Below are 22,832 nucleotides of genomic sequence, written 5' to 3' on the forward strand. Positions count from 1 at the left end.
GCGCAACCTCATCGAGGTGCAGGTACCCGCTCGAAGCGCCCGCACCGATAAAATGGCTAAATAATACCGTTTTGTATCGCAGGGGCAGTTGGCGGCGCTCATTTCGGCCCAAATGCGCCCTGTTACGGGGCGCGTCGCGCCGCGTGAGCGGCGCGCGGGTCTCCCTCGCTCACCTGAGCTGCGCTTTTGTTTCCCTGGGATTCCCACGCTCGGGCAGACTCCGAAGCAAGTCGATACAAAACGGTAATTTTTAGCCAGTTTGCTGGCTTTTGCACTCGAGTGCGCCCGTTCGCTCTTTGCGAGCCAGCCCGCGGGTGCAATCCGCCGCCGTTTTCCGCCGGTTCGTCTCCGAACGCCGATGCGTGCCCTATACTCAGATTACTGTTGCGACTATTGCTGACATGTACGGTTCTACTGCTGCCTTTGCAAGGTAACTAGTGGCATGGCAGTGCGGTAAGCGACAGGACTCCCGTCGATGCGCATTCAAGGCAGATTCCACGCGAGAGAATGGATATCGACCTGTATCGATGTTTATCTGAGAAACACCGGGCGCGGTATGATGGATGCTCGTTTGGTTCACACGAGGGGCGTTATCTATGACACCAGGCCTGTTCATATCTGTTGAGGGCATTGACGGCTGCGGTAAGTCCACGCAAGCCGGCCTGTTAGCGCGTGCGCTTGAGCTCACGGGGCGCGATGTGTTGCGTCTGCGTGAACCCGGTGGCGTGGCTATCTCCGAAAAGATTCGCGCGATTCTGCTTGATCCAGCCAATGCCGAGATGGGCGACGTTTGCGAGCTCCTGCTCTACGAGGCCGCACGCGCGCAGCTCGTGCATCAGGTGATCTGCCCTGCGCTCGCCGCCGGTCGTGTCGTGGTGTGTGACCGTTTCTACGACTCCACCACAGCCTATCAGGCCTTTGCTGATGGGCTCGAGCGCGCGATGGTTGCTCAGGCAAACGAGCTGGCGGTCGATGGCTGTCATCCGGATCTCACGCTCGTGTTCGACCTTCCGGTTGAGGAGGCTCTGCGTCGTCGCTCGGGGCGAGATGGGGCAGAGGACCGTCTCGAGCTCAAGGGCCTTGAGTTCCAGCGTCGCGTTGCCGAGGGGTTTCGTGCCCTCGCCGAGGAGGAGCCCCGCCGCGTGAAGCTCGTCGATGCCACTCATTCCGTTGCGGGGGTGTTCGAGAACGTTGTGCGCGAGCTGCGCGCAGCGGGCCTTGACGTTTCTGACGAACACTTCGCCGCGGCGCTAGCCGAGATGGATGGAGCGAACGAGAGCACCCTGTTGCCTTCCACGTCTACTGGGGAGGTTTGCTGGCAATGATCAAACAGCCTGTATCTACCGGGGAGGTCCGCTAGCCATGTCGGATCACCTCGCTCCCAACAGCCTCCTCGCCAAGCTCGATACGCAGCCGCGCGTGCGCGACTTCCTCGCGCGCGCCGTGGCCAGTGGTCGCGCGAGCCACGCCTATCTGTTCCTGGGCTCGCCCGGTTCGGGCAAGCTCGACGCCGCCTGGGCGTTGGCTCAGGCGCTCCTGTGCGCTGAGGAGGCCATTCCAGGTGCTTGCGCGGCTTGCGACGACTGCGTCCGCGTTGCGCGCCGCACCCACCCGGACGTGCACTACTACGCGCCCGAGTCCGCGACGGGCTACCTCATCGCCCAGACGCGCGACTTGCTCGAAGACGTCGCGCTTTCGCCCATCCGCGCCAAGCGTAAGGTCTACATCATCGATCGTGCCGAGCAGCTTCGCGCGAACACCGCGAACGCCCTGCTCAAAACGCTCGAGGAACCGCCGGAGAGCGTAACGTTCATCCTGTTGGGCACCAGCTCGGACGTCATGCTGCCCACCATCGTCTCGCGTTGCCAGTGCGTGCCGTTCCGCCCGCTGTCCACCGACGAGTCCACGACCGCAGTTGCGCGCGCCACGGGCCTGCCGCCTGCGCGCTGCCGCATGGCAGTGGCGGTTGCCGGCAGCCCTGCCCGTGCGGTGGAGTTCCTCAAGTCCGCCGATCGCCAAGCGGCCCGTCGTGCCATGGTCCGCGCGGTCGATGCGCTTGCCCACGCGGACGAGGCAGACATCCTCGCCTCGGCAAAGGAGCTCATGGGGGCCATTCACGCGCCTCTCGCGGAGGTCAAATCAACCCAGCAGGCCGTGCTCGAGCAAAACCAGGATTACCTTTCCCGTGGTGCTTTAAAGCAGCTGGAAGACCGCAACAAGCGCGAACTGAACGCCCGGGAGCGTTCGGGTATCATGGAAGCGCTGGCAAGCGTGCGCTCGCTGCTCCGTGACGTGCTTATACGGCTCGAAGACGCGCAGGACGCTCCCGTCAACGACGACGTTCGCGATGTGGTCGAGCGCATTGCCTCGGACACGACGACGACCGGGGTGACCCTCGCCCTCGACGCGGTTTCGTTGGCGGAGACGCGCATTGCCCGCAACGTAACTCCCCAGCTGGCCATCGAGGTCATGCTCTTCGATATCAGGAAGGCGCTCAAATGCCCGTAGTTGTTCCCGTCAAATTCGCGTTCGCCGCGCGCGAGTTGTGGTTCGATCCCCGTGGCCTCGACATCCTCGAGGGCGATCACGCCATCTGCACCACCGAGCGCGGTACAGAGATCGGCCTTGTCACGGCCGACCCCTTTGAGGTCGAGCCGGAGGAGCTCGCCGCACCGCTCAAGCCCGTGGTTCGTATCGCCACCGATGCCGACCTCGACCGCGCCGACGACCTTGCCGACGCCGGCGAGGACGCCATGTTCGACTTCCGTCGCCTGGTGGAGAAAAACGGTCTCGACATGAAGCCTGTGGGCGTCGAGTACCTGTTCGGCGGGGAGAAAGCCGTCTTCTACTTCGCTGCCGAGGACCGCGTGGATTTCCGCCAGTTGGTCAAGGACCTCTCCGCCCATTTCCACGTGCGCGTGGACATGCGCCAGATCGGCGTGCGTGATGAGACCCGCCTGCAGGGCGGGTATGCGACATGCGGTCAGGAGCTGTGCTGCACCCGCTTTGGCGGTCAGTTTGAGCCGGTTTCCATCCGCATGGCCAAGGAGCAGGACCTGCCGCTCAATTCCGCCAAGATCTCGGGCGTGTGCGGCCGCCTTATGTGCTGCCTGCGTTATGAGTTCGAGGCCTACAAGGACTTCAAGAGCCGCGCCCCTAAGAAGAAGACGCTTATCGACACCCCGCTGGGCAAGGCGCGCATCATGGAGTACAACACCCCGCGCGAGCAGCTGGTGCTGAGGCTCGAGAACGGCAAGGTCTTCCGTGTCGACCTCGCCGACATGTCCTGTACCGACGAGAACAAGGAGCGCTGCGAGAGCCAGGGCTGCGCGTGCCGCCCCGACTGCGTAACGCGTGACGTCCTCGAGCGTCTTGAGTCGCCTGAGCTCGCCCTCGCCCTCATGGAGCTCGATCGCCAAAATGGCATCGATGTCGGCGATGGCCTCGACCGCGCCGACCGCATCGTCGCTTCCGGTCCGACTCCGCGCCGCAAGCGCATGCGTGAGGAGGAGGCGGCAAAATTTGAGAGTGCGAGCTCCGGCAAGTCTGGTCGAGGCCGCAAGGGTGCTTCCAGCGCTGCGCCCGCCAAGGGCAAGGGCCAGGATCGCCCTGCTTCCGCCGATGAGGTCCCGCCGCGCCGTCGCCGTCGTCGCTCGTCCGCAGGCGAGGAGAGCGTTCAGGCCGCTCCCGCCGTGGACGCCTCCGTGTCTGCCGAGGGCTCTGCGGGCGGTCGGCGCCGCAGGCATCGCGCCAGCGATGAAGTAGGTGCCACGTCGCGTGCAGGAGACGCTCGTTCCACTTCGGCGGTGGGAGAGGCAGCTGCGGACGTAGCGCCTGGTCGCAGTCGCCGTCGCAAGCACGTTTCCTCAAACGAGGCTGCACCTCAGCGAAGCGAATCTGCAAACGAGGCCGGTTCGGGCGGGCAGCGTCGCAAGCGCTCCCGCAAGCCCGAGACCCCCTCTGTTGCCGATCAGCTTGCCGAGGGCAACGTCAAGGTTCAGCGCCGTCGTCCGGGTGATGGGGGAGGTACAGAGGCGCAAAACCGTTCCGCCGGCTCTTCTGGCAACGCTGAGGATGCGCCCAAGAAGCGCCGCCGTCGCTCGCGTCGTAAGCCCAAGCAGGATGGGGCGGACGGCTCCGATTCTGCGGCACCGCGGACCGAATAGGTGGGTGCCTGCTCAACAGGCGCGCACGATGGAACGGCACGCCCTCCCTCGTCAGCACGGGGGAGGGCTTTTTGATGCGTCGTGTCGGGATTGTGCAAGGTGGGGGCGAGCGTGTGGGTGGGCGCGTGACAGGGCTCTTGCGGGAGCTTGCCGAGCAAACGTTGGAGCTGCTCTCGCCCACGCGCTGCGCGAGTTGCGAGGCGCCCGGTGCCCTGGTGTGCGATGCCTGCCTGCGGGATATGGTGCGCATCAATCCGGCGCACGCCTGCACGCGATGCGGAGCTCCGTATGGGAGCCTGCTTTGTACGGAATGCCAAGGGGACGAGGTCGAGCTCGACCGGTGTCTTGCCGCCGTGGTGTTCGATGGGCCTCCCGCACGTATCGTCCGTGCGTACAAGGACGGGGGAGAACGGCGGCTATCCACCGAAATCGCGTGCATCATGCACCGTGCCGCGCGCGAGGCCGAGCTCACGGTGCCCGCACGGTACGGAGGGCTTCTTTCGCGGGTGGACGCGGTGACGTTCGTCCCCGTGACCTCATCGGCATACCGACGCCGCGGATTCGACCACATGGAGGCTATCGCCTGCGATTTTGCGGATGCGAGTTGCCTGCCGCTCATCGATGCCCTGGTGAAACACGGCTCACTCGACCAGCGAGAATTGGCGCGCGAAGAAAGACTTGCTCGCTCACGAGGGCAATACGAGGTGGTCGCTCCGGTTGGTGGTATGCGGGTCCTGCTGCTGGACGACGTCATTACCACGGGCGCCACCATGAACGCCGCCGCCCACGCGCTCAAATGCGCCGGAGCCGCGCGTGTAGACTGCCTTGCATTCGCCCGCGTGTGGTGATGTGTAAAAATGCACCTGTCCCCTTTTACACACCCCTTGCAACCTGCGGTATAATGCCGCGAAGTTCCTTCCAGGCTGTGGTTGCGGGAGCGCGCGAGCGAAAAACGCCGTGCGCTCCCTAGTCCAAGACAGACGCGGTCAAAGGGATCCACGTAAGCCGAAGCGTGCGCGCGGAGGCGATCATGGCGCGTCCTAGAGGTCAGTCGCACCGTCCGTCCTACTTGTTTTTGAGGCAATAGTGCCTCGCGGGCGAGCGGGCTAGTCGTGATGCCGCCGCGGCGGTTGAGCAAACGTCCCAGTGCGCAGGTGTGGGGTCAAAAACCAGGTCAGCTGGGGGAACATCGATGGAAAACGCCTGCGCGCGGATGCGTCAACGTGCGCTCGCAGGCGAGGCAGGGATGTTGGGTTGAGTCGGGGGCGAAGATGGTGCGCAGCATGGTGCGGCGGAACTGGGCAAAGGGCGGCAGGTCGTGGAGCGTGTTGCTCGCGGCGGGAGCATGCGCGTGTGCGCTGACCCTCGGCCTGAGCGGCTGTGTGTTCACCACGCCGCCGCGCGCCGAGGTGAAGCGAGATCGTGTCGAGTCCTCACTTACCTCGAGCGACTTAGTGAACGAGGGGTATCTGACCGTTGCCATGGATACCACCGAGGCTCCCCAGGCGATGATCGAGACGGATGGAACGCCGTCGGGCTATTACGCCGACGTCGCTCGTGCGCTCGCCGAGCGCCTGGGCCTCGACCTCAAAGTCGTTTCCTCCGCCGATGCCCCGGGAACCCTTTCCGATGGCGAGGCCGATATCTTTCTCGGCGGCAAGTCGACCGACGATGACGAGGAGATCGTCATTGCCGGGAATCTGCTCGAGGATGGCTCGTCCCTGTTCGTGCGCAATGAGGACGGCTCCCTTGAGTCACCCGCGCTCGACGCAGACTCCCTTTCCGGCGCGGTGATCGCCGTCCAGGGGGATTCCGCCTCACAGGACGCGCTGGTGCGCGGCGGCGTAACCGCGACGTTCAAGACCTGCTCAAATGTGAACGAGTGCTTTGAAGCCCTCGGTTCCGGTGAAGTAGAATACGTCGCCTGCGATGCGACTGCCGGCGCATATCTCGCCCGCGCCTATCCGGGAACCGTCTTTGTGGCGACGCTGGGCTCGCTCACTTCGTACGGGCTCATCCTGCCGGCAGACGGGGGCAACCTCGCCAGCGCCGTTGAGGACGCACTCGCCGCCATCGAGAGCGATGGCACGCTCGATGCCATATATCGTTCCTGGTACGGGTCTCTGCCTTTTGGTCTTTCAAACGAGCAACTCGCCGGACTCTCGGCTTCCACTGATGGTGCCTCCGAGGACGAGGCGGTCGACTCTGGGGAGGATGGAGAGCTGGTGATCGAGGGCGACCTCAACGCACTCGACTAGCCGCAAACGGACCCTCTCGGCGCGACAATTCGGCAATCGGTTTACATGCTCCAGTCAACGGGAGTGCGACGGACTCGCGTGTGGAAGTGCCAATCTTGGGTACAACAAGGACATGGCCCTATCCCCGGATAGATTGGAAACACGTATGGATATCAAGGTCTCCGGTCGCAAAACGACGGTAACCGATGCGCTGCGTGCCCATGTCGATGAGAAGATCGGCGAATCCCTCAAGGTGTTCGACATCGAGCCCATGACCGCCGACGTGGTCTTGCGCTACGAGAAGAACCCTTCAAATCCCAACCCCGCCATCGTCGAGGTCACCGTTCGCGCCCGTGGCTCTGTGATTCGCGTTGCCGAGCATGGTGCGGACATGTACGCCGCCATCGATTTGGCGGCAGACAAGGTCACTCGCCAACTGCGCAAGTTCAAGACGCGCGTGGTCGATAATCGCCAGCAGGGTCTGTCCGCTGCTGACGTTGCGCCCGTTGAACCCGTTGCCGACCTGGCCGACCTGCTCATTCCCGAGGATGACGACGAGCAACTCGTCCGTGTCAAGGAGATCGAGCTCACCCCGATGACCGAGGAACAGGCACTCGTTCAGACCGATCTGCTTGGCCATGATTTCTATGTGTTTGAGAACAGCACGACGGGTTTGGTCAATGTGGTGTATCACCGTAAGAATGGTGGATACGGCATTATCAAGCCCAAACTTGAGGTAGAGGGCGAGTAAAATAGCATCCATTGCATGATTTGGATGGCGGTCATCCCATGTGGGTGGCCGCCACTTTGTTGCGAAAGGCATGCACATGGAAAAAGCTCCCGTCGCGATCGAACGTCCCGGCAAGTGCCGAATCGTCATCGATACGTGCGCTGACCTCTCGCCGGAGGTCGCTGCGACGCTCGACGTGGATATCTTGGGATTCCCCTACATCCTCGACGGTGAGGAATTCACCGATGATATCTGGACATCGATTACCCCCAAGGAGTTCTACGACAAGCTCCGCGCAGGTTCCAAGGCGTCGACATCCGCCGTTTCACTCGGCCGCTACATCGAGTTCTTCACGCAGTGCGCCGAGGAGGGGACGCCCACGGTGTACCTGTGCTTTACGAGCGCCCTGTCATCGAGCTACAACTCCGCGTGTCGGGCAGCCGAACAGGTGCGCGCGGAGCATCCCGATTTCGAGCTGTACGTCGTCGATAATGCTTTGCCGTGTTCGTGCGGCGAGCTGCTCGCCATGGAGGCTGTGCGCCAGCGTGCCGCGGGCTTGAACGCTCGCCAGCTCGCCGATTGGGCGGACGAAGCCAAGACATACGTCCACGGGTACTTTACGCTCGACGGGCTTGATGCCCTCGCTGCCGGTGGTCGCATTCCTCCTGCCGCCGCATCGCTCTCGTCCAAGCTGGATATCAAGCCCGAGCTATCCTTCGATCTTGCGGGCTCGCTATCGCTCATCGGCGTGAACCGCGGACGCAAGAAGGCGCTTAAGTCGCTTGTCAAATCGTTTAGGGAGAATTACGAGCTCGATCCCACGCTGCCCCTGACGATCGTATCGTCCGATGCCGAGAAGGACGCTGACTGGCTTGAGGCCGCCGTTCGTAAGGAGCCCGGTTGTGAGGACCTCACGATCTTGCGCGGATCGGTGGGGCCCACCATCGGTGCGCACGTTGGGCCGGGGATGGTGGCACTCGTCTTTTGGGGCAAGAACCGCGCCGAGAAGATATCGCTCACCGACCGTATTGCCAACCGCGTTCGCGGCGAGTAGCCCTCGCCACTATTCCCAAATGGCACACCCAAAAACATTGTTGAAAGACAGCCCTGTGAAGGAGTCGAGATATGTCTAAGAAGCTCAAGGTCGCGTTCATTGGTACCGGTATCATGGGCACGCCCATTGCCGGCCACATCATGGATGCCGGCTATCCGCTCACCGTTTTCAACCGCACCAAGACCAAGGCAGAAGGTCTCATTGCCAAGGGAGCCACATGGGCGGATTCCCCGGCCGAGGCGGCCAAGGATGCAGATGTCGTCTTCACCATGGTCGGCTTCCCCACCGATGTTGAGGAGATCTACCTCGCCGGCGACGGCCTGCTTGCGACCGCCAAGGATGGGGCGTACCTCATCGACCTCACCACGAGCGCGCCCGAACTCGCCCGCGATATCGCCGGGGCCGCCGAGGTCTGCGGCAAGCACGCCTTCGACTGCCCCGTGACGGGAGGGGAGGGCGGCGCGATCGCCGGTACGCTCACGGCCATCGTGGGCGCGACCGAGCGCGACATCGAACCCGTTCGCGCGGTGCTTGAGACCTTCACCAGCAAGATTTTCTGCTTTGGCGGCGCGGGTAAGGGCCAGGCCGCAAAGCTCTCCAACCAGGTCGCACTTGCCAGCTCCATGGTGGGCATGGCCGACGCGCTGTCCTTCGCGCAGCAGAACGACCTCGACGTCGAGCAGGTCCGCGAGATGATCTGCTCCGGTACCGGTAGCACCGGTGCCATGATGGCTCTTGCCCCCAAGGCGCTCGATGGTGACTACAAGCCCGGTTTCCTGGTGGAGCACTTCCTCAAGGATCTGGGCCTTGCCCTCTCGGTTGCCGAAGAGAAGGAACTCGCGCTTCCCGGCGCCGACACCGCCTTCACCCTCTACGATATGCTCGACGCGATCGGTGGCGGGCGCATGGGCACCCAGGCGATCACCCTGCTGTACCAGGAGGAGGCGGATGCCGTGGCCGCCGGTCTGGACTGGTCGCTCTACACGGCAGCCCACGAGCACGACGAGGGCTGTGATTGCGGCTGCGATCACGATCACGAGGGGCACGGCCACGAGTGCTGCTGCGGCGGCGAGGGTCACGGCCACGGTGAGGGCCACGAGTGCCAGTGCGGCCATGGGCACGGCGAGGGTCACGGCCACGGTGAGGGCCACGAGTGCCAGTGCGGCCACGGCCACCACGAGGAGTAGGTGAAGATGCCGGCAGATTGGGCATTCGCCATCGTCAATGTATTGGTGTTCGGCTTTGCCGTCTACATTGGCTTCTTGCTCGGAGACGGCTGGGGCAAGCGCATCGTCACTGCCAAGGCCTACTGGCTCTGCAATCTCGGGATGCTCGTGGGTGCGGTGCTCTTGGTGACCCTCGTTGCGGTACCGCTTATCCAGGTGTGCGCCATGGGTGTGCTCGCGGGGGCAATCGCTGGGCTCAAGATGGGTTTTGGTGAGTCCGTCGGTCCCTGGAAGTGGCTTGATAACTTTATGGATGTCAACCGCCGTCATCGAAAGGTTGCCGAGAAGGGTAACGGCGAGGCGTATCGTCGCCGTCGTAAGACTGGCGAGGCGGGCCCCGACCTCATCTCGGTCGACAAGAAGGGCGCTTCCACCCGTGAATAAGCGCTCTGCGCTTTTGATAGTGTCGCGTTAGTTGGATAAGAAAGATACGAGGTATGCACATGGCAGAAGATTCCGCCGTCGAACTGACCCCCGAGGAGGCCGCGCGCCTTGCAAGCGTCGAGGGGAGCGCCGACGCCCTCTCCGCCCTCATTGAGGACCTGTCGAGCTCGAGCCGTCGTACGCGACAGCTTGCCGCCCGTGTGGTCAACCTGCTCGCCCAGCGCGACCCCGCACTCCTTGTGCCCTGCATTGAGCAGCTCATCGACGCGCTGTACCGCCCGGAGGCTCAGACCCGTTGGGAGATTCTCGACGCATTGACCCTGCTCGCCCCCGAGCACGCAAAGGAGTGCGGAGCCGCCTACGAGGGCGCCGAGTCGGCCCTGTTCGACGAGATCTCCGCTCCTCTACGCTTGTCCGCTTTCCGCTTCCTGACGGTGTGGGGCGCTACGGAGCGCCGTCGTTCCGAGAAGGTCTGGCCCATCATTGACGAGGCGATCCAGTGCTACCACGGTGACCTTGAGTACCGCGACATGCTCGCCCTGTTGTTCGCCTTTGCACACGGGCAAATCGCCGGTACCGTCGCCGCCGAGCTCGCCGGTCGCCTGCAGTTCGATGCCGAGAACGGCAAGGGGAGCTATCTGCGCGTGCGCTCGCGCGAGATATACGACGCGCTGGTTAAGCGCTTCAAGCTCGACAACCCGCAGAAAAAGGTTCGTGCCAAGAAGAGCGAAGCCGACGATGAGGACGAGGAGTAGACCATGGCCCACGATGTTGTGTTGATTCCCGGTGACGGTATCGGCCCCGAGATCACGAGCGCCATGCGCCGCGTGGTCGAGGCGACTGGCGTTCAGATCAATTGGAATGTGCAGAACGCCGGCGCCGGTGTGATGGATGAGTTTGGCACCCCGCTGCCCGAGCACGTCCTCGAGGCGGTGCGCGCCACCAAGGTCGCCATCAAGGGGCCCATCACCACTCCCGTGGGCACGGGTTTCCGCAGCGTCAACGTCGCCCTGCGCAAGGAGTTCGACCTGTACGCTTGTGTGCGCCCCTGCCTGTCGCAGCCCGGCGACGGCTCGCGCTACCGCGACGTCGACCTTGTTATCGTACGTGAGAACACCGAGGACCTTTATGCGGGCATCGAGTTTGACGAGGGTGCTCTCGAGGTGCAGAAGCTGAGCGAGCTCGTAGAGGCCTCCGGTCAGAAGACGTTCGCTCCCGATTCCGCCATCTCCATCAAGCCGATCTCCATCGCGCGCTGCAAGCGCATCGTGGAATACGCCTTCGAATACGCCCGTCGCTGTGGCCGCAAGAAGGTCACGTGCGTGCACAAGGCCAACATCATGAAGGCGACCGACGGCCTGTACCTGCGCATCGCGCGCGAGGTGGCCGAGCGCTACCCCGATATCGAGTTCAACGACAAGATCGTCGACGCGACGTGCATGGGCCTCGTCCAGGAGCCGCACGATTTCGACGTGCTCGTGTGCCTCAACCTCTACGGTGACATCGTGAGCGACCTGTGCGCCGGCCTGGTGGGTGGCCTCGGCATGGCCCCGGGTGCCAATATCGGCACCGAGGCTGCCATCTTTGAGCCCACGCATGGCAGCGCACCCGATATCGCCGGCAAGGATATCGCCAACCCCACGGCTGAGATTCTCTCCGCCGCGATGATGCTCGATCATCTGGGAGAGGGCGAGGCCGCCGAGAAGATCCGCGCCGCCGTTCGCGCCACGCTTGCCGAGGGCACGCAGGTTACGGGTGACGTGCAGTGCGCGCTCACCGGCAGCACCGAGGGAGCCGTGGGGACGCAGGCGTACGCCGACGCCGTCATTTCGCATATTTCGTAATACATCGCATCGATAGAAGGGAGCGGACCGCATGGGTCTGGTCATGAAGAAGGACGATTCCGAAGATAACGAGTACATTGACGGCATCGAGGTCATTGGTCAGGGCGAGGGGCCGGAGCCGGAGGCGGATGGTCCGTTCGTGGAGCTGCACGACGGTCCGACTGCAGAGGACATCTCGGGCAAGACCGCGGCGGCGGAGGCCGAGCGCGAGCTCGAAGCCGACCCCGAGCTGCTCGATGCCGCCGATGAGGATGCGGACGTTGAGCTCGATGCGGATTCCGACGGCGTCTCCACAACGAATGGATCTGCGGGCGGTCCGGGTAAGCGTCATAAGCTCTATATCGCCCTAGCCGTTATTGCCGTGGTCGCCGCCGCCATCGTGGGCTATGTGATTGGCTCGGGTGGATTCGGCCAGAAGGGGACGGGTTCCGCCACGCTCACCGAAGACCAGCTCGACACCACCGTCGCCGCCTGGACCATCGACGGCGGCACCCACAAGGTCTCTGCCCGCGAGGCCATCGAGAGCCAGTACAGCCTCGATAGCGTCAAGGGCGATGACGACACCTACCCTGCGCCCTCTGCCGAGGTCATCCTCTCCTATGCCCGCAACCAGGTGCTCCTTGCGGCAGCTGAGAAGCAGGGTCTGACCGTCGACGACTCCGAGCTCGCCGCGGCTGCCGAGCAGTCCCTGGGCACCTCCGATTTCGAGACGATTGCGAGCCAGTATCAGGTCACGGAGGAGCAGGCCCAGGATATCGTTCGTCAGCAGGCGACCATTCAAAAGCTCTACGGCACCATCGTGAAGAATGCTCCCGCCGCTCCAACTGCGCCCGAGGAGCCGGCGGACGGCGATAGCACGACGGCGACCGCCGACTACGCCGCCTATATTCTCGACCTCGCGGGAGATGAATGGGATGAGGAGGCTGGTGCGTGGGCCGACTCCGACGGTACGTACGCTACGGCGTTTAGTGGGGACGACTTTGACGGCCAGACTGCCACCTATGAGCAGGCGCAGAAGGCCTACGCCGCCGCGTATCAGGATTATGCGACTGAGGCCTCTAGCGCCAACCAGGATTGGACCGCGTACGTAAATGGCCTGTTTGCCAAGGCGAATATCACGCTCTATGGTCTGTTCGCTTAGATGTAGAGCCTCCATATGACCGCCCGGATGCCCGGTGCGCCGCTCACGGGTTTGCCCGAGGCGGCCGCCGGGCATCTTGCTATGCTGGGCATATGGTTCCCAAGGTGATCGCACGACTGCAAGATCGCGGTTCAGATCATGCACCCATGGTCCCCGCGCGTTCACCGGGTAAGAAGAAAGGACGACTCATGAGCGAGACGTTTGAGAAGATGACGGCACATTGCAAGCCCACCATGGAGCATCCCGTTGCGATTGTGTTGGGCAGCGGCCTTGGCTCTTTGGGTGAGCGGGTGCGCGTTGTGCGTCATATCCCGTACAGCGACATCGACGGATTTCCCCCCGAGGCGATTCCCGTTGAGGGCCATCGTTTCACGGTGCTCGTGGGTGAGCTCGATGGCGTTCCAGTGGTCGTGTACCCCGGCCGTGTTCATATGTATCAAGGATACGATGCCCTTCAGGTGACGTCCCTGGTTCGTCATGCCCATAAACTGGGATGCCGCAGCATTGTCTTGAGCTGTGCTTCGGGCGCGGTTGGCGACATCGCTCCGGGAACGGTCGGCATCATTAGCGACCAGCTGAACCTCACGGGGCGCAATCCGCTTGCAACGCCCGCCGGCGTCGCGGCAGCCGGACTCGATAGCCCCTTCGTTTCCATGGCGGGCGCGTATTCTTCGTATCTCTCCGGCTTGGCGCGCGAGGCGGCGGCGGAGCTGGGAATGGAACTCGCGGAAGGTACGTATGCCGGCTTGCTGGGCCCCAACTATGAGACGCCTGCGGAGGTTCGCATGCTCGATGCGCTCGGCGCCGACTACGTGGGAATGTCCACCGTGTGCGAGACGATTATGGCACGTGCGCTGGGCATGGAGGTGCTTGGCATTACGCTTGTGACCAATAAAGCGGGTTGCCCGGGTGGTGGGCATGCCGAAGTGCTCGAGGCGGCGGATGCCGCCTCTGATGCCATGCAAGCGCTCGCCCTCGGCGTGCTCGCACGCATGTAGCGTTTCCCCGGGTCGCGGTGCGGTTTGCCTCCAGTGTGTGTCCTAGGTTTTGGGCCTGCTTGCCACTGATGCGAGTCGGTTGGTCTCGGCACTTCCTGCGCCGTACTCGCGGCTTGCAATGCAATGGCAGATTTTTCTAGGAAGCGGCACTAGGGGCTTGCGCCGCCGACGGTTTCCACGTACTATAAACAACCGTCGGTATGGTCATGCCGTATCGCGCATGGAACCGCCAGCGTAGCTCAGTTGGCAGAGCACCGCTCTCGTAAAGCGGGGGTCACCGGTTCGAGCCCGGTCGCTGGCTCCATCGAAATCAGCAGGTCAGATGCTTCGCGCATCTGACCTGTTTTTTTCAGTCCACGCATCCCAAGATTCAACTTGTGCCTACCGGAACGCAACCCATGCCTACCGAGATTGCCTATGATTCTCTTCCATTTGAACGTGGGAAACGGCAGATAATCATAGGCAAACCCGATCGGGGCAGAGGTAGTTTGCGCCGGGGCATAGGCAAACCCGCCTTGGGCATAGGTGGTTTGCGTTTCCGGGGTATTTGCCCAACAATTTCAAGTAGATACAATCCGATATGTGGGCAGGAGCGCAAGATGGAAATCGGTCAGGTCGACTATGTGATCACATCTACCAGGGTGTTCACGAGTGAGGTGGGGGAGGACGCGGCGCGGCCCCTAGCGTTTGCCGTGGCAGGCGACCGCATCGTCGTCGTAGGCGCACCCGCCGACGTGATCGCCGCCTGCGTGCCCGACACGCCGGTGCTCGACTTCGGCGACGCCTTCATCTGCCCTGGCTTTCACGACGCCCACTTGCATTTCTTTCATACCGCGCTTGGCGCATCCCCGTACCTGCTCATGCACATGGGCGAAAGCGAGGCCGAACTCGTGGCGCGCACCGTTGAGTTCGCCGCTGGGCTGCCCGATCACGCCTGGGTGGTCACGCAGGGTTGGCGCGATTACCGTTGGGACCCACCCGTGCCGCCCACCAAGCGCTCGCTCGATGAGGCATTTCCCACCCGCCCGTGCGTTATGTACTCGGGTGATGGCCATACGCTGTGGATGAACACCTGCGCCCTCGAGGCCCTCGGCGTGACCCGCGATTCCGTGCCCCCGCAAGGCGGCAGCTACGACCGCGACGAGAACGGCGAACTCACGGGCATCATCCGCGAGGCTGCTGCCATGGAGCTGCTCCCGCGGTGCCTTGAGTGGCTCACCGAGGACGACATCGCCCGCGCCTACGAGGACCAGATGACTCGCATGGCGGAGCAGGGAATCACCTCGATCTGCGATATGGCCCTCATGCCGCACCCCGGCTGCGATTTCATTCGCGACGACGTATACGAGAAACTCTCGCGCGAGGGCAAACTCACCTTGCGCGTGCATATGTACCCCACGCTGCTCGACGACCAGTCGCGCCTGGAGGATCTGCAGGACCGTTACGCGGGTGATGAGTTCCCGTTGCTGCGTGCCCCGGGTTTCAAACAGTTCTTCGACGGCGTGAGCAGCCAACATACCGCGTGGCTGACCGAGCCCTACACGAACGCGCGCTTCGACGGCGACTGTGGGCGTCCCACGGTGCCCACGGACCATATGCGCGAGCTGGTGCTGGCGGCTGCCGAGCGCGGTCATTCCGTGCGCATTCACACCATCGGTGACCGCGCCATTCACGAGGCCCTCGACATCTTTGAGGAGGCGCTGGCTTGGTACGGTGCTTCTATGCAGGGCCGCAACACCCTTGAGCACCTAGAGAACCTCCTGCCCGAGGACATCGACCGCCTGGCAGATCTTGGCGTGCTGGCAAGCTCGCAACCTGGGCACATCACCCTCGACCCGGGTGGTCCCGAGCGCGACCTCGGCCCCGAACGCAGCCGCATCATGTGGCCATTCGCGACGTACACAGCGCGTGGCGTTGAGCAAGCTTTTGGCACTGATTCACCCATCACGGCCGTGACCAGCATGGATGTGCTCTATTGTGCCGTTGCGCGTCAGGATCCGTTTACCCATGAACCTTCGGGCGGCTGGCTGCCGAGCGAGCGCATCAGTGCCGCAGACGCGCTGCGCATCTACACTGCAGGCAGCGCCGCGGCGGTGGGCCGCGAGCACGAGCTCGGTCAAATTGCGCCCGGCTACCTGGCTGACTTCGTAGTGCTGGACCGCGACATCACCGTGTGCGACCCGGAGGAGATCCAATCTGCGCAGGTGCTTGTCACCTACGTGGGTGGTCAACGGGTCTACGAGCGGTAGCGGTTGCCGAGGTGTTCTGCATGGATTGTCCATGCTCGTGAACGGTTAGCTAGCGGTGGGCAACTGGGGTTCATCGGCAAGATGCACGCCTTTGCGGACAATGTCCGGAAATGGGGTCAAAATGTCCTAAAACGCCTTCAGACGTCCGGAAAGCAATCGATGCTCGATCGCGTCTTTGCGATACCCAATGAGCGCTCAGGAAATCTAAGTGCCGGTTTATAAGATTTTTTGAAGTCGTGTTGTATAACTTCTGGAAGCTGGGTACTATTCATCGCGTACATAAACCGCATGGGCCTTGGCGTGGAGCCGGGGTGCCAGCAAAGGAGGAGACGAACATGTCTTTGAAGCCGCTTGCAGATCGCGTTCTGATCAAGCCCGACGCTGCTGAGCAGAAGACCGCTTCTGGTCTGTACATCGCCAGCAACGCCCAGGAGAAGCCGCAGCGCGGCACCGTCGTCGCCGTGGGCGCCGGCAAGCTCAACGACAAGGGCGAGCGCCTGCCGCTCGACGTTCACGAGGGCGATGTTGTCATCTACGGCAAGTTCGGTGGCAACGAGATCAAGGTCGACGGTGAGGACTACCTCCTCATGCGCGCCGACGACATCTACGCCGTCGTCGAGTAGCATCTCCGGACCTCAATTTAGTGCCTGTCCCTAAATTGAGGCGTGGTACTCGTTCTCGCCGCTGCGGCGCGCGACTCAGCCGCAGGCGGCATCCAACTTCACTCATTTGGAGGATTGAACAATGGCAAAGAACATTACGTTCGACTCTGACGCTCGCGCCAAGCTCGCCAAGGGCGTCAACACCCTGGCAGACGCCGTGACCGTTACCATGGGCCCCAAGGGCCGCTATGTGGCACTGCAGCGCTCCTTCGGCGCTCCCACCATCACCAACGACGGCGTCTCCGTCGCCAAGGAGATCGAGCTCGAGGATAACATCGAGAACATGGGCGCTCAGCTGGTGAAGGAGGTTGCCACCAAGACCAACGACACCGTGGGTGACGGCACCACCACCGCCACGCTGCTGGCCCAGGCCATCGTCAACGACGGCCTCAAGAACGTCGCAGCCGGCGCCAACCCGCTCGCCATCCGTCGTGGTATCGACAAGGCTGTCAACGCCGCCGTCGCCGAGATGAAGGCCCTCGCTAAGCCGGTCGAGACCAAGGAGCAGATCGCGTCCGTCGGCACCATCTCCGCCGGCGACCCCGAGGTCGGCGCCAAGATTGCCGACGCCATGGATGTCGTGGGCAAGGACGGCGTCATCACCGTCGAGGACTCCCAGACCTTCGATATCACCATCGACACCGTCGAGGGCATGCAGTTCGATAAGGGCTACGTCTCCGCGTACTTCGTCACGGACAACGACCGCATGGAGGCCGTGATGAAGGATCCTTACATCCTCATCACCGACCAGAAGATCTCCAACGTGCAGGACATCATGCCTGTGCTCGAGGCCGTCTCCCGCGCCGGCAAGGGTCTGCTCATCATTGCCGAGGACATCGACGGCGAGGCTCTGCCCACGCTCGTCCTGAACAAGATCCGCGGCGCTCTCAACGTCTGCGCCGTGAAGGCTCCTGGTTACGGTGACCGTCGCAAGCGCATGCTCGAGGACATCGCCGTCCTTACCGGTGGCCAGGCTGCCCTTGACGAGCTCGGCATCAAGGTCGCCGACATCACCGCCGACATGCTCGGTACCGCCAAGAGCGTGACCATCACCAAGGACAACACCACCATCGTCGACGGTGCCGGCTCCAAGGACGCCATCGCCGATCGCGTTGCCGCCATCAAGGGCGAGATGGAGCACACCGACTCCGAGTTCGACCGTGAGAAGCTCCAGGAGCGCCTTGCCAAGCTCTCCGGCGGCGTTGCCGTCATCAAGGTCGGTGCCGCTACCGAGACCGAGCTCAAGGAGATCAAGCACCGCGTCGAGGACGCCCTGCAGGCTACCCGCGCGGCCGTTGAGGAGGGCATCGTCGCTGGCGGCGGTGTCGCCTTCATGGACGCCCTGCCCGCGCTTGAGGGTCTCGAGGTCTCCGACCCCGAGGAGCAGATCGGTATCGACATCATCAAGAAGGCGCTGACCGCTCCCGTGGCCACCATTGCCAAGAACGCCGGTTACGAGGGCGCCGTCATCGTGGACAAGGTTTCCGAGCTCCCCGCGGGCGAGGGCCTGAACTCCGCCAACGGCGAGTGGGGCAACATGATCGACATGGGCGTGCTCGACCCGGTCAAGGTCACCCGCACCACCCTGCAGAACGCCGCCTCCGTGGCGAGCCTCATCCTCATCACCGAGGCCACCGTCACCGACGTGCCGAAGAACACCCAGCTCGAGGACGCCATCGCGGCTGCTACCGCGGGTGCCCAGGGCGGTGGCATGTACTAAGCCGTAAGGCCTAAAACTCCCACCGGAATCCCCCGGCGGTCCCACGCGCTCAGCTTCGCGGCAATGCCGCTCAGAAGTCGCGCTTTGGGATCCGCCGGGGGATTCCTGCGTTTACGGCCTTGTATGGGCTGTGGTGGGGGAGGGTGCTTTAGGGTCTATGCGTTCTGCCCTACATCTTGCGCATCGTTGCTCGAGAACGGGGCGGCTTCGTCATGTTCGTCGGCATTTTAAACGGGATCGTCTTGTCCAGTATGCTCGACAGAATGGTAGGCGAACGATTCACGAGATGCCCTCCTCTTGACATGGAGAGGGGGTTCTACGTGTTTGAAGATGTTCGATTGGTTTGAACAATCTAATGTCGCGCATCTATCTCTTGTTGCGCATTCCCCATGTGCTGCCTTGATTTAAAACACCATTAATTCCAACATAAAAAACTCCCTCCATTTCAACCTACCGTTGCGATGGAATTACCGACCGTTAATCGAAATGCGGACATAATGTTCGAAAATGTTCGTTACATTGGGCCGGATATGCTGGGCTGCGCATGCAGCAAGGTTGATGGGAGACAGATGGGAAGAAGGCAGAGCTTCGAGATGGCGGGGCGTCCGTTATTTCGCAACGTCTTGAGGCGCCCGCGTCATGTGATCGCCTACGCGCTCGCGGGCGCGGCTGTCACGGCGACGTGCGTGTTTGCGGCTCCTCCGGCGATCGCCGACCAAACGGTGACGCCTCAGACCGCCCAAGGTTACTGGTCGTTTGAAAAGAAGAGCGAGGACGGCACCTACGTCAACGAGGGCACCAAGAAGGACCTCAAGCTGACGGTAAGCGGCGAGGGCGCAAAGGTCGAGGCGAGTGATCTAACGGCGCTCGGCGACTCGCTCAGTCTGGCCGATAAGACCAAGGACTTCGATGTCAGCGTCGATAAGGCCGTTGACTCTCAGCAGAAGTACTCCATCTCGTTGTGGGTCAAGTCCGATGACAAGAACCCTGGCGAGAAGACAGCGTTGCTCCAGTTCGCCGATCAAGGCCGTACGCTCTTGTATCAGCGCGCTAATGGCGAGTTCGTCTCGTACGTCGGTGGTAACGATATTCCTTTGGGCAACGATCCCAAGCGCGGCAGCTGGGAGCACCTCGTTCTTACTAAAACTGGCGATCCCCGCAATGTGACGCTTTATGTGAATGGTCAAAAGACGGGCGCAGGCGCTTGGTCGGAGAATCTTCCCGCCGGCATGATGAAGCTCATCATCGGCGAGCACAAGAACCCCAACGATATGTCCCGCTTCCAAGGGAAAATCGACGAGCTGTGCGTCTTCGATACCGTCCTGACCGAGCAGCAGGTCAAACAGCTCTATGCCTCGTACGGCGACATCACCATCGCCGACGAGCTCGCGCGCGATGTTGAAGCTGCGCAAAAGCTTTACGACGACGCCTCTACCAAGGACGCTGCCGAGTACCAGTCTCTCAAGGTCGCTATCGACAAGGCGAATGCTGCCATAGAGGGCAAGGACGTCGAGGCCATGAAGGCTGCCAAGGCCGAGCTGGCCGCTTCAGTCGCCGCCGTGCGCGCGCTGGGTGCCACAATCAACATCGACCCGTCCGCCGTGGGCCGCGACATCGATGATTCGCTCTTTGGCATCAACCATCGGTATTCCAACTACGGCTATGGCACCGTGAACGCGGACGGCACCGTTAAGGACGACTTCGCCGCGCTCTACAAGCAGGCGGGCTTTGGCTCCCTGCGCTACCCGGGCGGCACAATCTCCAATAACTACGTGTGGACCGAGTCCATTGGCGACCTCGATCCCAGCACCAAAGAGATTGAGCGCACCCCGCAGATCCACGGCTTCTATAACAACCAGGGCCAGGCGGGCTTTATACCTGCGTTCGGCCTGCTCGAGGTCGCAGAGTTCGCGGAGCAGATGAACTCCGAGATCATCATGGTCTACGGCATCGGCCGCGGTGACGCGCTCGACGCTGCCGACATGGTCGAGTTCCTGAACGCCGAGCAGGGTACCAACCCCAACGGTGGTGTTGCTTGGGCCGATAGGCGCGCTGAGCTCGGCCACCCCGAACCCTTTGGCATCCGTTATTTCGAGATCGGCAATGAGAACAACCAGGGCGGCGATGACGGCACTGCCTCGCAGCAGTATTGGATGCCCAACGTCAACGGTGGTGCCCTTGAGGGCTATGTAGACGGTGGCACCGCGACCTTCAACAAGCAGTACGCCGTCATTCGTGGCGATTGGAACGTCGCCAAGTCTTACTCCACGGGTGAGAAGAACCAGGAATTCGCCTGCCGCTACGCACTTATCCCGCGCACCGATGAGAGCGGCAAGGCTCGTGACGCGGTCGTGAAGGACTCCGTCAAGGTCTACGTGGACGATGAGCTCTGGACGGCCGTCGACGACATCAAGACCGCCAAAGCAGGCGACAAGGTCTACCAGCTCGACATGACTACCGGCTTCTTCACCTTCGGCGATGGCGAGCACGGCGCGATCCCCGAGAAGGGCAAGCAGGTCAAGGTCGATTACCAGGTCGAGCGCGATGGCTTCATCGATATCTCCCAAGCCATGCGCAGCACCATGGATCAGATCAACAAAGATGCCGGAACCCAGGACGAGATCGAGATCTACACCTCGTGGGAGGCCGACAATTTCGTCGACAAGATGCACGAGAAGAACGCCGACGCCCTCTACGACGGCATGGCTGTGCATCCCTACACCAACAAGGTGGGAAATCCCGCCAACAACGACAACACCCCTACGGTTGAGAACAAGACGCAGTGGTACCTCGACGTCATGCGCTTGGGCGACGGTGTTGCCAACAACGTGCAGAGGCATGTCGACTACATGCGCAAGGTGACGGGCGACAACACCAAGGTGCCGGTCATTTCGGAGTACGGCATCTTCCGCTCGACCAATACCATGGTGCGTTCGCAGACGCATGCACTCTACATTGCCCGCGCCATCATGGAGTATGCCGAGCAGGGGAGCCCCTACATTCAAAAGCACTGTCTGGTGGACTACTATTCCAGCGGCGCCGACTCGCTTGGCCCCACCCAGCAAGCCGTTATCCAGGCCGTTGCCCAGGGCAACCTGGACAACCAGAAGGACGGAACCGGCGAGTTCAAGTTCTTCTCCACGCCGAGCGCGCACATCTTCCAGATGCTGAATGGCAGCTTTGGCTCCAAGATGGTGGGCACGTCGCTTTCGAACGAAGGAACGCTCTCCAACGGTGTATCCCAGCATTCCGTCATGGCCTCGACCGACGAGAACGGCACCGTCTACATTGCCATTGTCAACCTGGGCCTGAACGACGTTGAAACGGCCGGTGCCGATGCCGCGCTGTCGCAGAAGGTCACGCTCGCCGTGAACGGCATGGATCTCACGGGCAAGACGCTCAAGATCAAGACGCTTGCCGGTGACAGCTTCTACCAGGAGAACGACCTCGCCAACCCTGAGAACCTGGCGATTGAGGAGCGCACCGAGGAGGCAACGGGTGCCACGTATGAGCTTGAGCTCGCCCCGCACTCCTTCACGATCGTGGCCATTGGTGATGGCTCCGAGGAGCCGCCGGTGGATCCCGATCCGGAGCCCGAGCCCGAACCGACGGTCTACACGATCAAGCTTATGCTCGATGGCGAGCCGTACAAGACCATTGATGTGGTGGACGGCAAGCTCTCCGAGGAGCTTCCCGTGCTCACTCGCGAGGGATGGGTTTTTGAGGGCTGGTTCTATGAGGACGGCACCGCGTTCGATTCCAGCAGGCCGATTGAGGGCGATCTGGTGCTGAGTGCCAAGTGGACCAAGGCATCGACGCCGGACGAACCGTCCGAGAAGCCGACCGACCCCAAACCCACGCCAAAGCCCGAGCAGAAGCCCCAGGGAGGCCTGCCCCAAACGGGCGATGCCTCGACGCTGATGGTTGCAGGTGGCGTGGCTGTCGGTGTCGCAACGACAATAGCCGGCGCACGTGCTCGCAAGCGTCGCGTTTAGTCAAAAAGGATCCGTCCATTGAGGGCGGATCCTTTTTTGCATCGCGGTCCACGTGACCGGCAAGGTTCTTGGCACCGATTGGTACGAGTGCGAGCTCGACGGCAAGACGGTCTACATGAGCGACGACTGGCTTGACCCTGAGCTGCCGCAGGTCAAGAACCGCGCGCGGGTTTTTGTGTCGAAGGCGCAATGGTGCATGATCGTTTTACCGCCCATGCATGCGTGGCGACTATGAAAGACAAAACAGCCACTATTGTCTTGCATGGTCGACACATATCGGGCGCCCCTCGTCATGTTCAATCCTGTACGCAGGTATACAATAGCTCGAGGTGTTTATCGAGCGATTGGATGCGAAATGGTGCGCACGAAGAGCCCCGGCCTTGTTCCACCCATTACAGTCTGAAATAGGCCATCGATAAATTTCGA

18 protein-coding genes and 1 tRNA gene are annotated in these 22,832 nt (G+C 62.3%); all 19 read left to right on the plus strand.

Translation table 11 applies throughout. From position 1 onward, the window contains the following. The first annotated feature begins 596 nt into the window (after window positions 1–596). The 19 genes from tmk to DWV48_RS01305 all read left to right on the plus strand — a co-directional run bounded on the left by tmk (window position 597) and on the right by DWV48_RS01305 (window position 22,641). Window positions 597–1,325, plus strand: coding sequence for a dTMP kinase (gene tmk / locus DWV48_RS01215; RefSeq protein ID WP_118652607.1), 729 nt, complete (start codon window positions 597–599; stop codon window positions 1,323–1,325). Window positions 1,326–1,362: 37 nt separating this feature from the next. After that, entirely contained in the window at window positions 1,363–2,508 is a 1,146-nt protein-coding gene (locus DWV48_RS01220; RefSeq protein ID WP_118652609.1) for an ATP-binding protein, read from the plus strand. Continuing rightward, entirely contained in the window at window positions 2,499–4,166 is a 1,668-nt protein-coding gene (ricT, locus tag DWV48_RS01225) for a regulatory iron-sulfur-containing complex subunit RicT (protein WP_118652611.1), read from the plus strand. The genes DWV48_RS01220 and ricT overlap by 10 nt, the downstream gene beginning before the upstream one ends. Window positions 4,167–4,240: 74 nt before the next feature. Further along, window positions 4,241–5,014 (plus strand): ComF family protein, encoded by a 774-nt coding sequence (locus DWV48_RS01230; protein WP_118652613.1) that lies wholly within the window; start codon window positions 4,241–4,243, stop codon window positions 5,012–5,014. A gap of 435 nt (window positions 5,015–5,449) precedes the next feature. Next, window positions 5,450–6,424 carry an ABC transporter substrate-binding protein gene (locus DWV48_RS01235; RefSeq protein ID WP_118652683.1) on the plus strand — a complete coding sequence of 325 codons (975 nt, stop codon included), beginning with the start codon at window positions 5,450–5,452 and terminating at the stop codon, window positions 6,422–6,424. 145 nt (window positions 6,425–6,569) lie between these two features. After that, window positions 6,570–7,154 carry a ribosome hibernation-promoting factor, HPF/YfiA family gene (gene hpf / locus DWV48_RS01240; protein WP_118652615.1) on the plus strand — a complete coding sequence of 195 codons (585 nt, stop codon included), beginning with the start codon at window positions 6,570–6,572 and terminating at the stop codon, window positions 7,152–7,154. 76 nt (window positions 7,155–7,230) lie between these two features. Next, on the plus strand, window positions 7,231–8,187 hold the full coding sequence (locus DWV48_RS01245) for a DegV family protein (protein ID WP_118652617.1): 957 nt from the start codon (window positions 7,231–7,233) through the stop codon (window positions 8,185–8,187). Window positions 8,188–8,258: 71 nt separating this feature from the next. Next, window positions 8,259–9,374 carry an NAD(P)-dependent oxidoreductase gene (locus DWV48_RS01250; protein WP_118652619.1) on the plus strand — a complete coding sequence of 372 codons (1,116 nt, stop codon included), beginning with the start codon at window positions 8,259–8,261 and terminating at the stop codon, window positions 9,372–9,374. A 6-nt stretch (window positions 9,375–9,380) separates the two neighbouring features. Beyond that, entirely contained in the window at window positions 9,381–9,797 is a 417-nt protein-coding gene (locus DWV48_RS01255) for a hypothetical protein (protein WP_118652685.1), read from the plus strand. A 59-nt stretch (window positions 9,798–9,856) separates the two neighbouring features. Beyond that, window positions 9,857–10,552: a hypothetical protein gene (locus DWV48_RS01260; RefSeq protein ID WP_118652687.1), complete on the plus strand. Its 696-nt coding sequence runs from the start codon at window positions 9,857–9,859 to the stop codon at window positions 10,550–10,552. Window positions 10,553–10,555: 3 nt separating this feature from the next. Beyond that, a complete protein-coding gene (locus DWV48_RS01265) occupies window positions 10,556–11,641 on the plus strand; it encodes an isocitrate/isopropylmalate dehydrogenase family protein (protein ID WP_118652621.1) in 1,086 nt (361 codons plus the stop codon). A 31-nt stretch (window positions 11,642–11,672) separates the two neighbouring features. Further along, complete coding sequence (locus tag DWV48_RS01270) at window positions 11,673–12,782, plus strand: hypothetical protein (protein ID WP_118652623.1); 1,110 nt, start codon at window positions 11,673–11,675, stop codon at window positions 12,780–12,782. A 188-nt stretch (window positions 12,783–12,970) separates the two neighbouring features. After that, window positions 12,971–13,780, plus strand: a complete 810-nt coding sequence (locus DWV48_RS01275; protein ID WP_118652625.1) for a purine-nucleoside phosphorylase — start codon at window positions 12,971–12,973, stop codon at window positions 13,778–13,780. A gap of 228 nt (window positions 13,781–14,008) precedes the next feature. Next, a tRNA-Thr gene (locus tag DWV48_RS01280) sits at window positions 14,009–14,084 on the plus strand. Window positions 14,085–14,379: 295 nt separating this feature from the next. Further along, entirely contained in the window at window positions 14,380–16,029 is a 1,650-nt protein-coding gene (locus DWV48_RS01285; RefSeq protein ID WP_118652627.1) for an amidohydrolase, read from the plus strand. Between the two features lie 335 nt (window positions 16,030–16,364). Continuing rightward, entirely contained in the window at window positions 16,365–16,652 is a 288-nt protein-coding gene (groES, locus tag DWV48_RS01290; protein WP_118652629.1) for a co-chaperone GroES, read from the plus strand. Window positions 16,653–16,773: 121 nt separating this feature from the next. Continuing rightward, complete coding sequence (groL, locus tag DWV48_RS01295; RefSeq protein ID WP_118652631.1) at window positions 16,774–18,411, plus strand: chaperonin GroEL; 1,638 nt, start codon at window positions 16,774–16,776, stop codon at window positions 18,409–18,411. Window positions 18,412–18,980: 569 nt separating this feature from the next. After that, window positions 18,981–22,406: a LamG-like jellyroll fold domain-containing protein gene (locus DWV48_RS01300; RefSeq protein ID WP_233546013.1), complete on the plus strand. Its 3,426-nt coding sequence runs from the start codon at window positions 18,981–18,983 to the stop codon at window positions 22,404–22,406. A gap of 52 nt (window positions 22,407–22,458) precedes the next feature. Continuing rightward, complete coding sequence (locus DWV48_RS01305) at window positions 22,459–22,641, plus strand: hypothetical protein (RefSeq protein ID WP_118652633.1); 183 nt, start codon at window positions 22,459–22,461, stop codon at window positions 22,639–22,641. Window positions 22,642–22,832: the final 191 nt, after the last annotated feature.

Source organism: Collinsella sp. AF08-23 (assembly GCF_003479805.1).
In the GTDB taxonomy this organism is placed as follows: domain Bacteria; phylum Actinomycetota; class Coriobacteriia; order Coriobacteriales; family Coriobacteriaceae; genus Collinsella.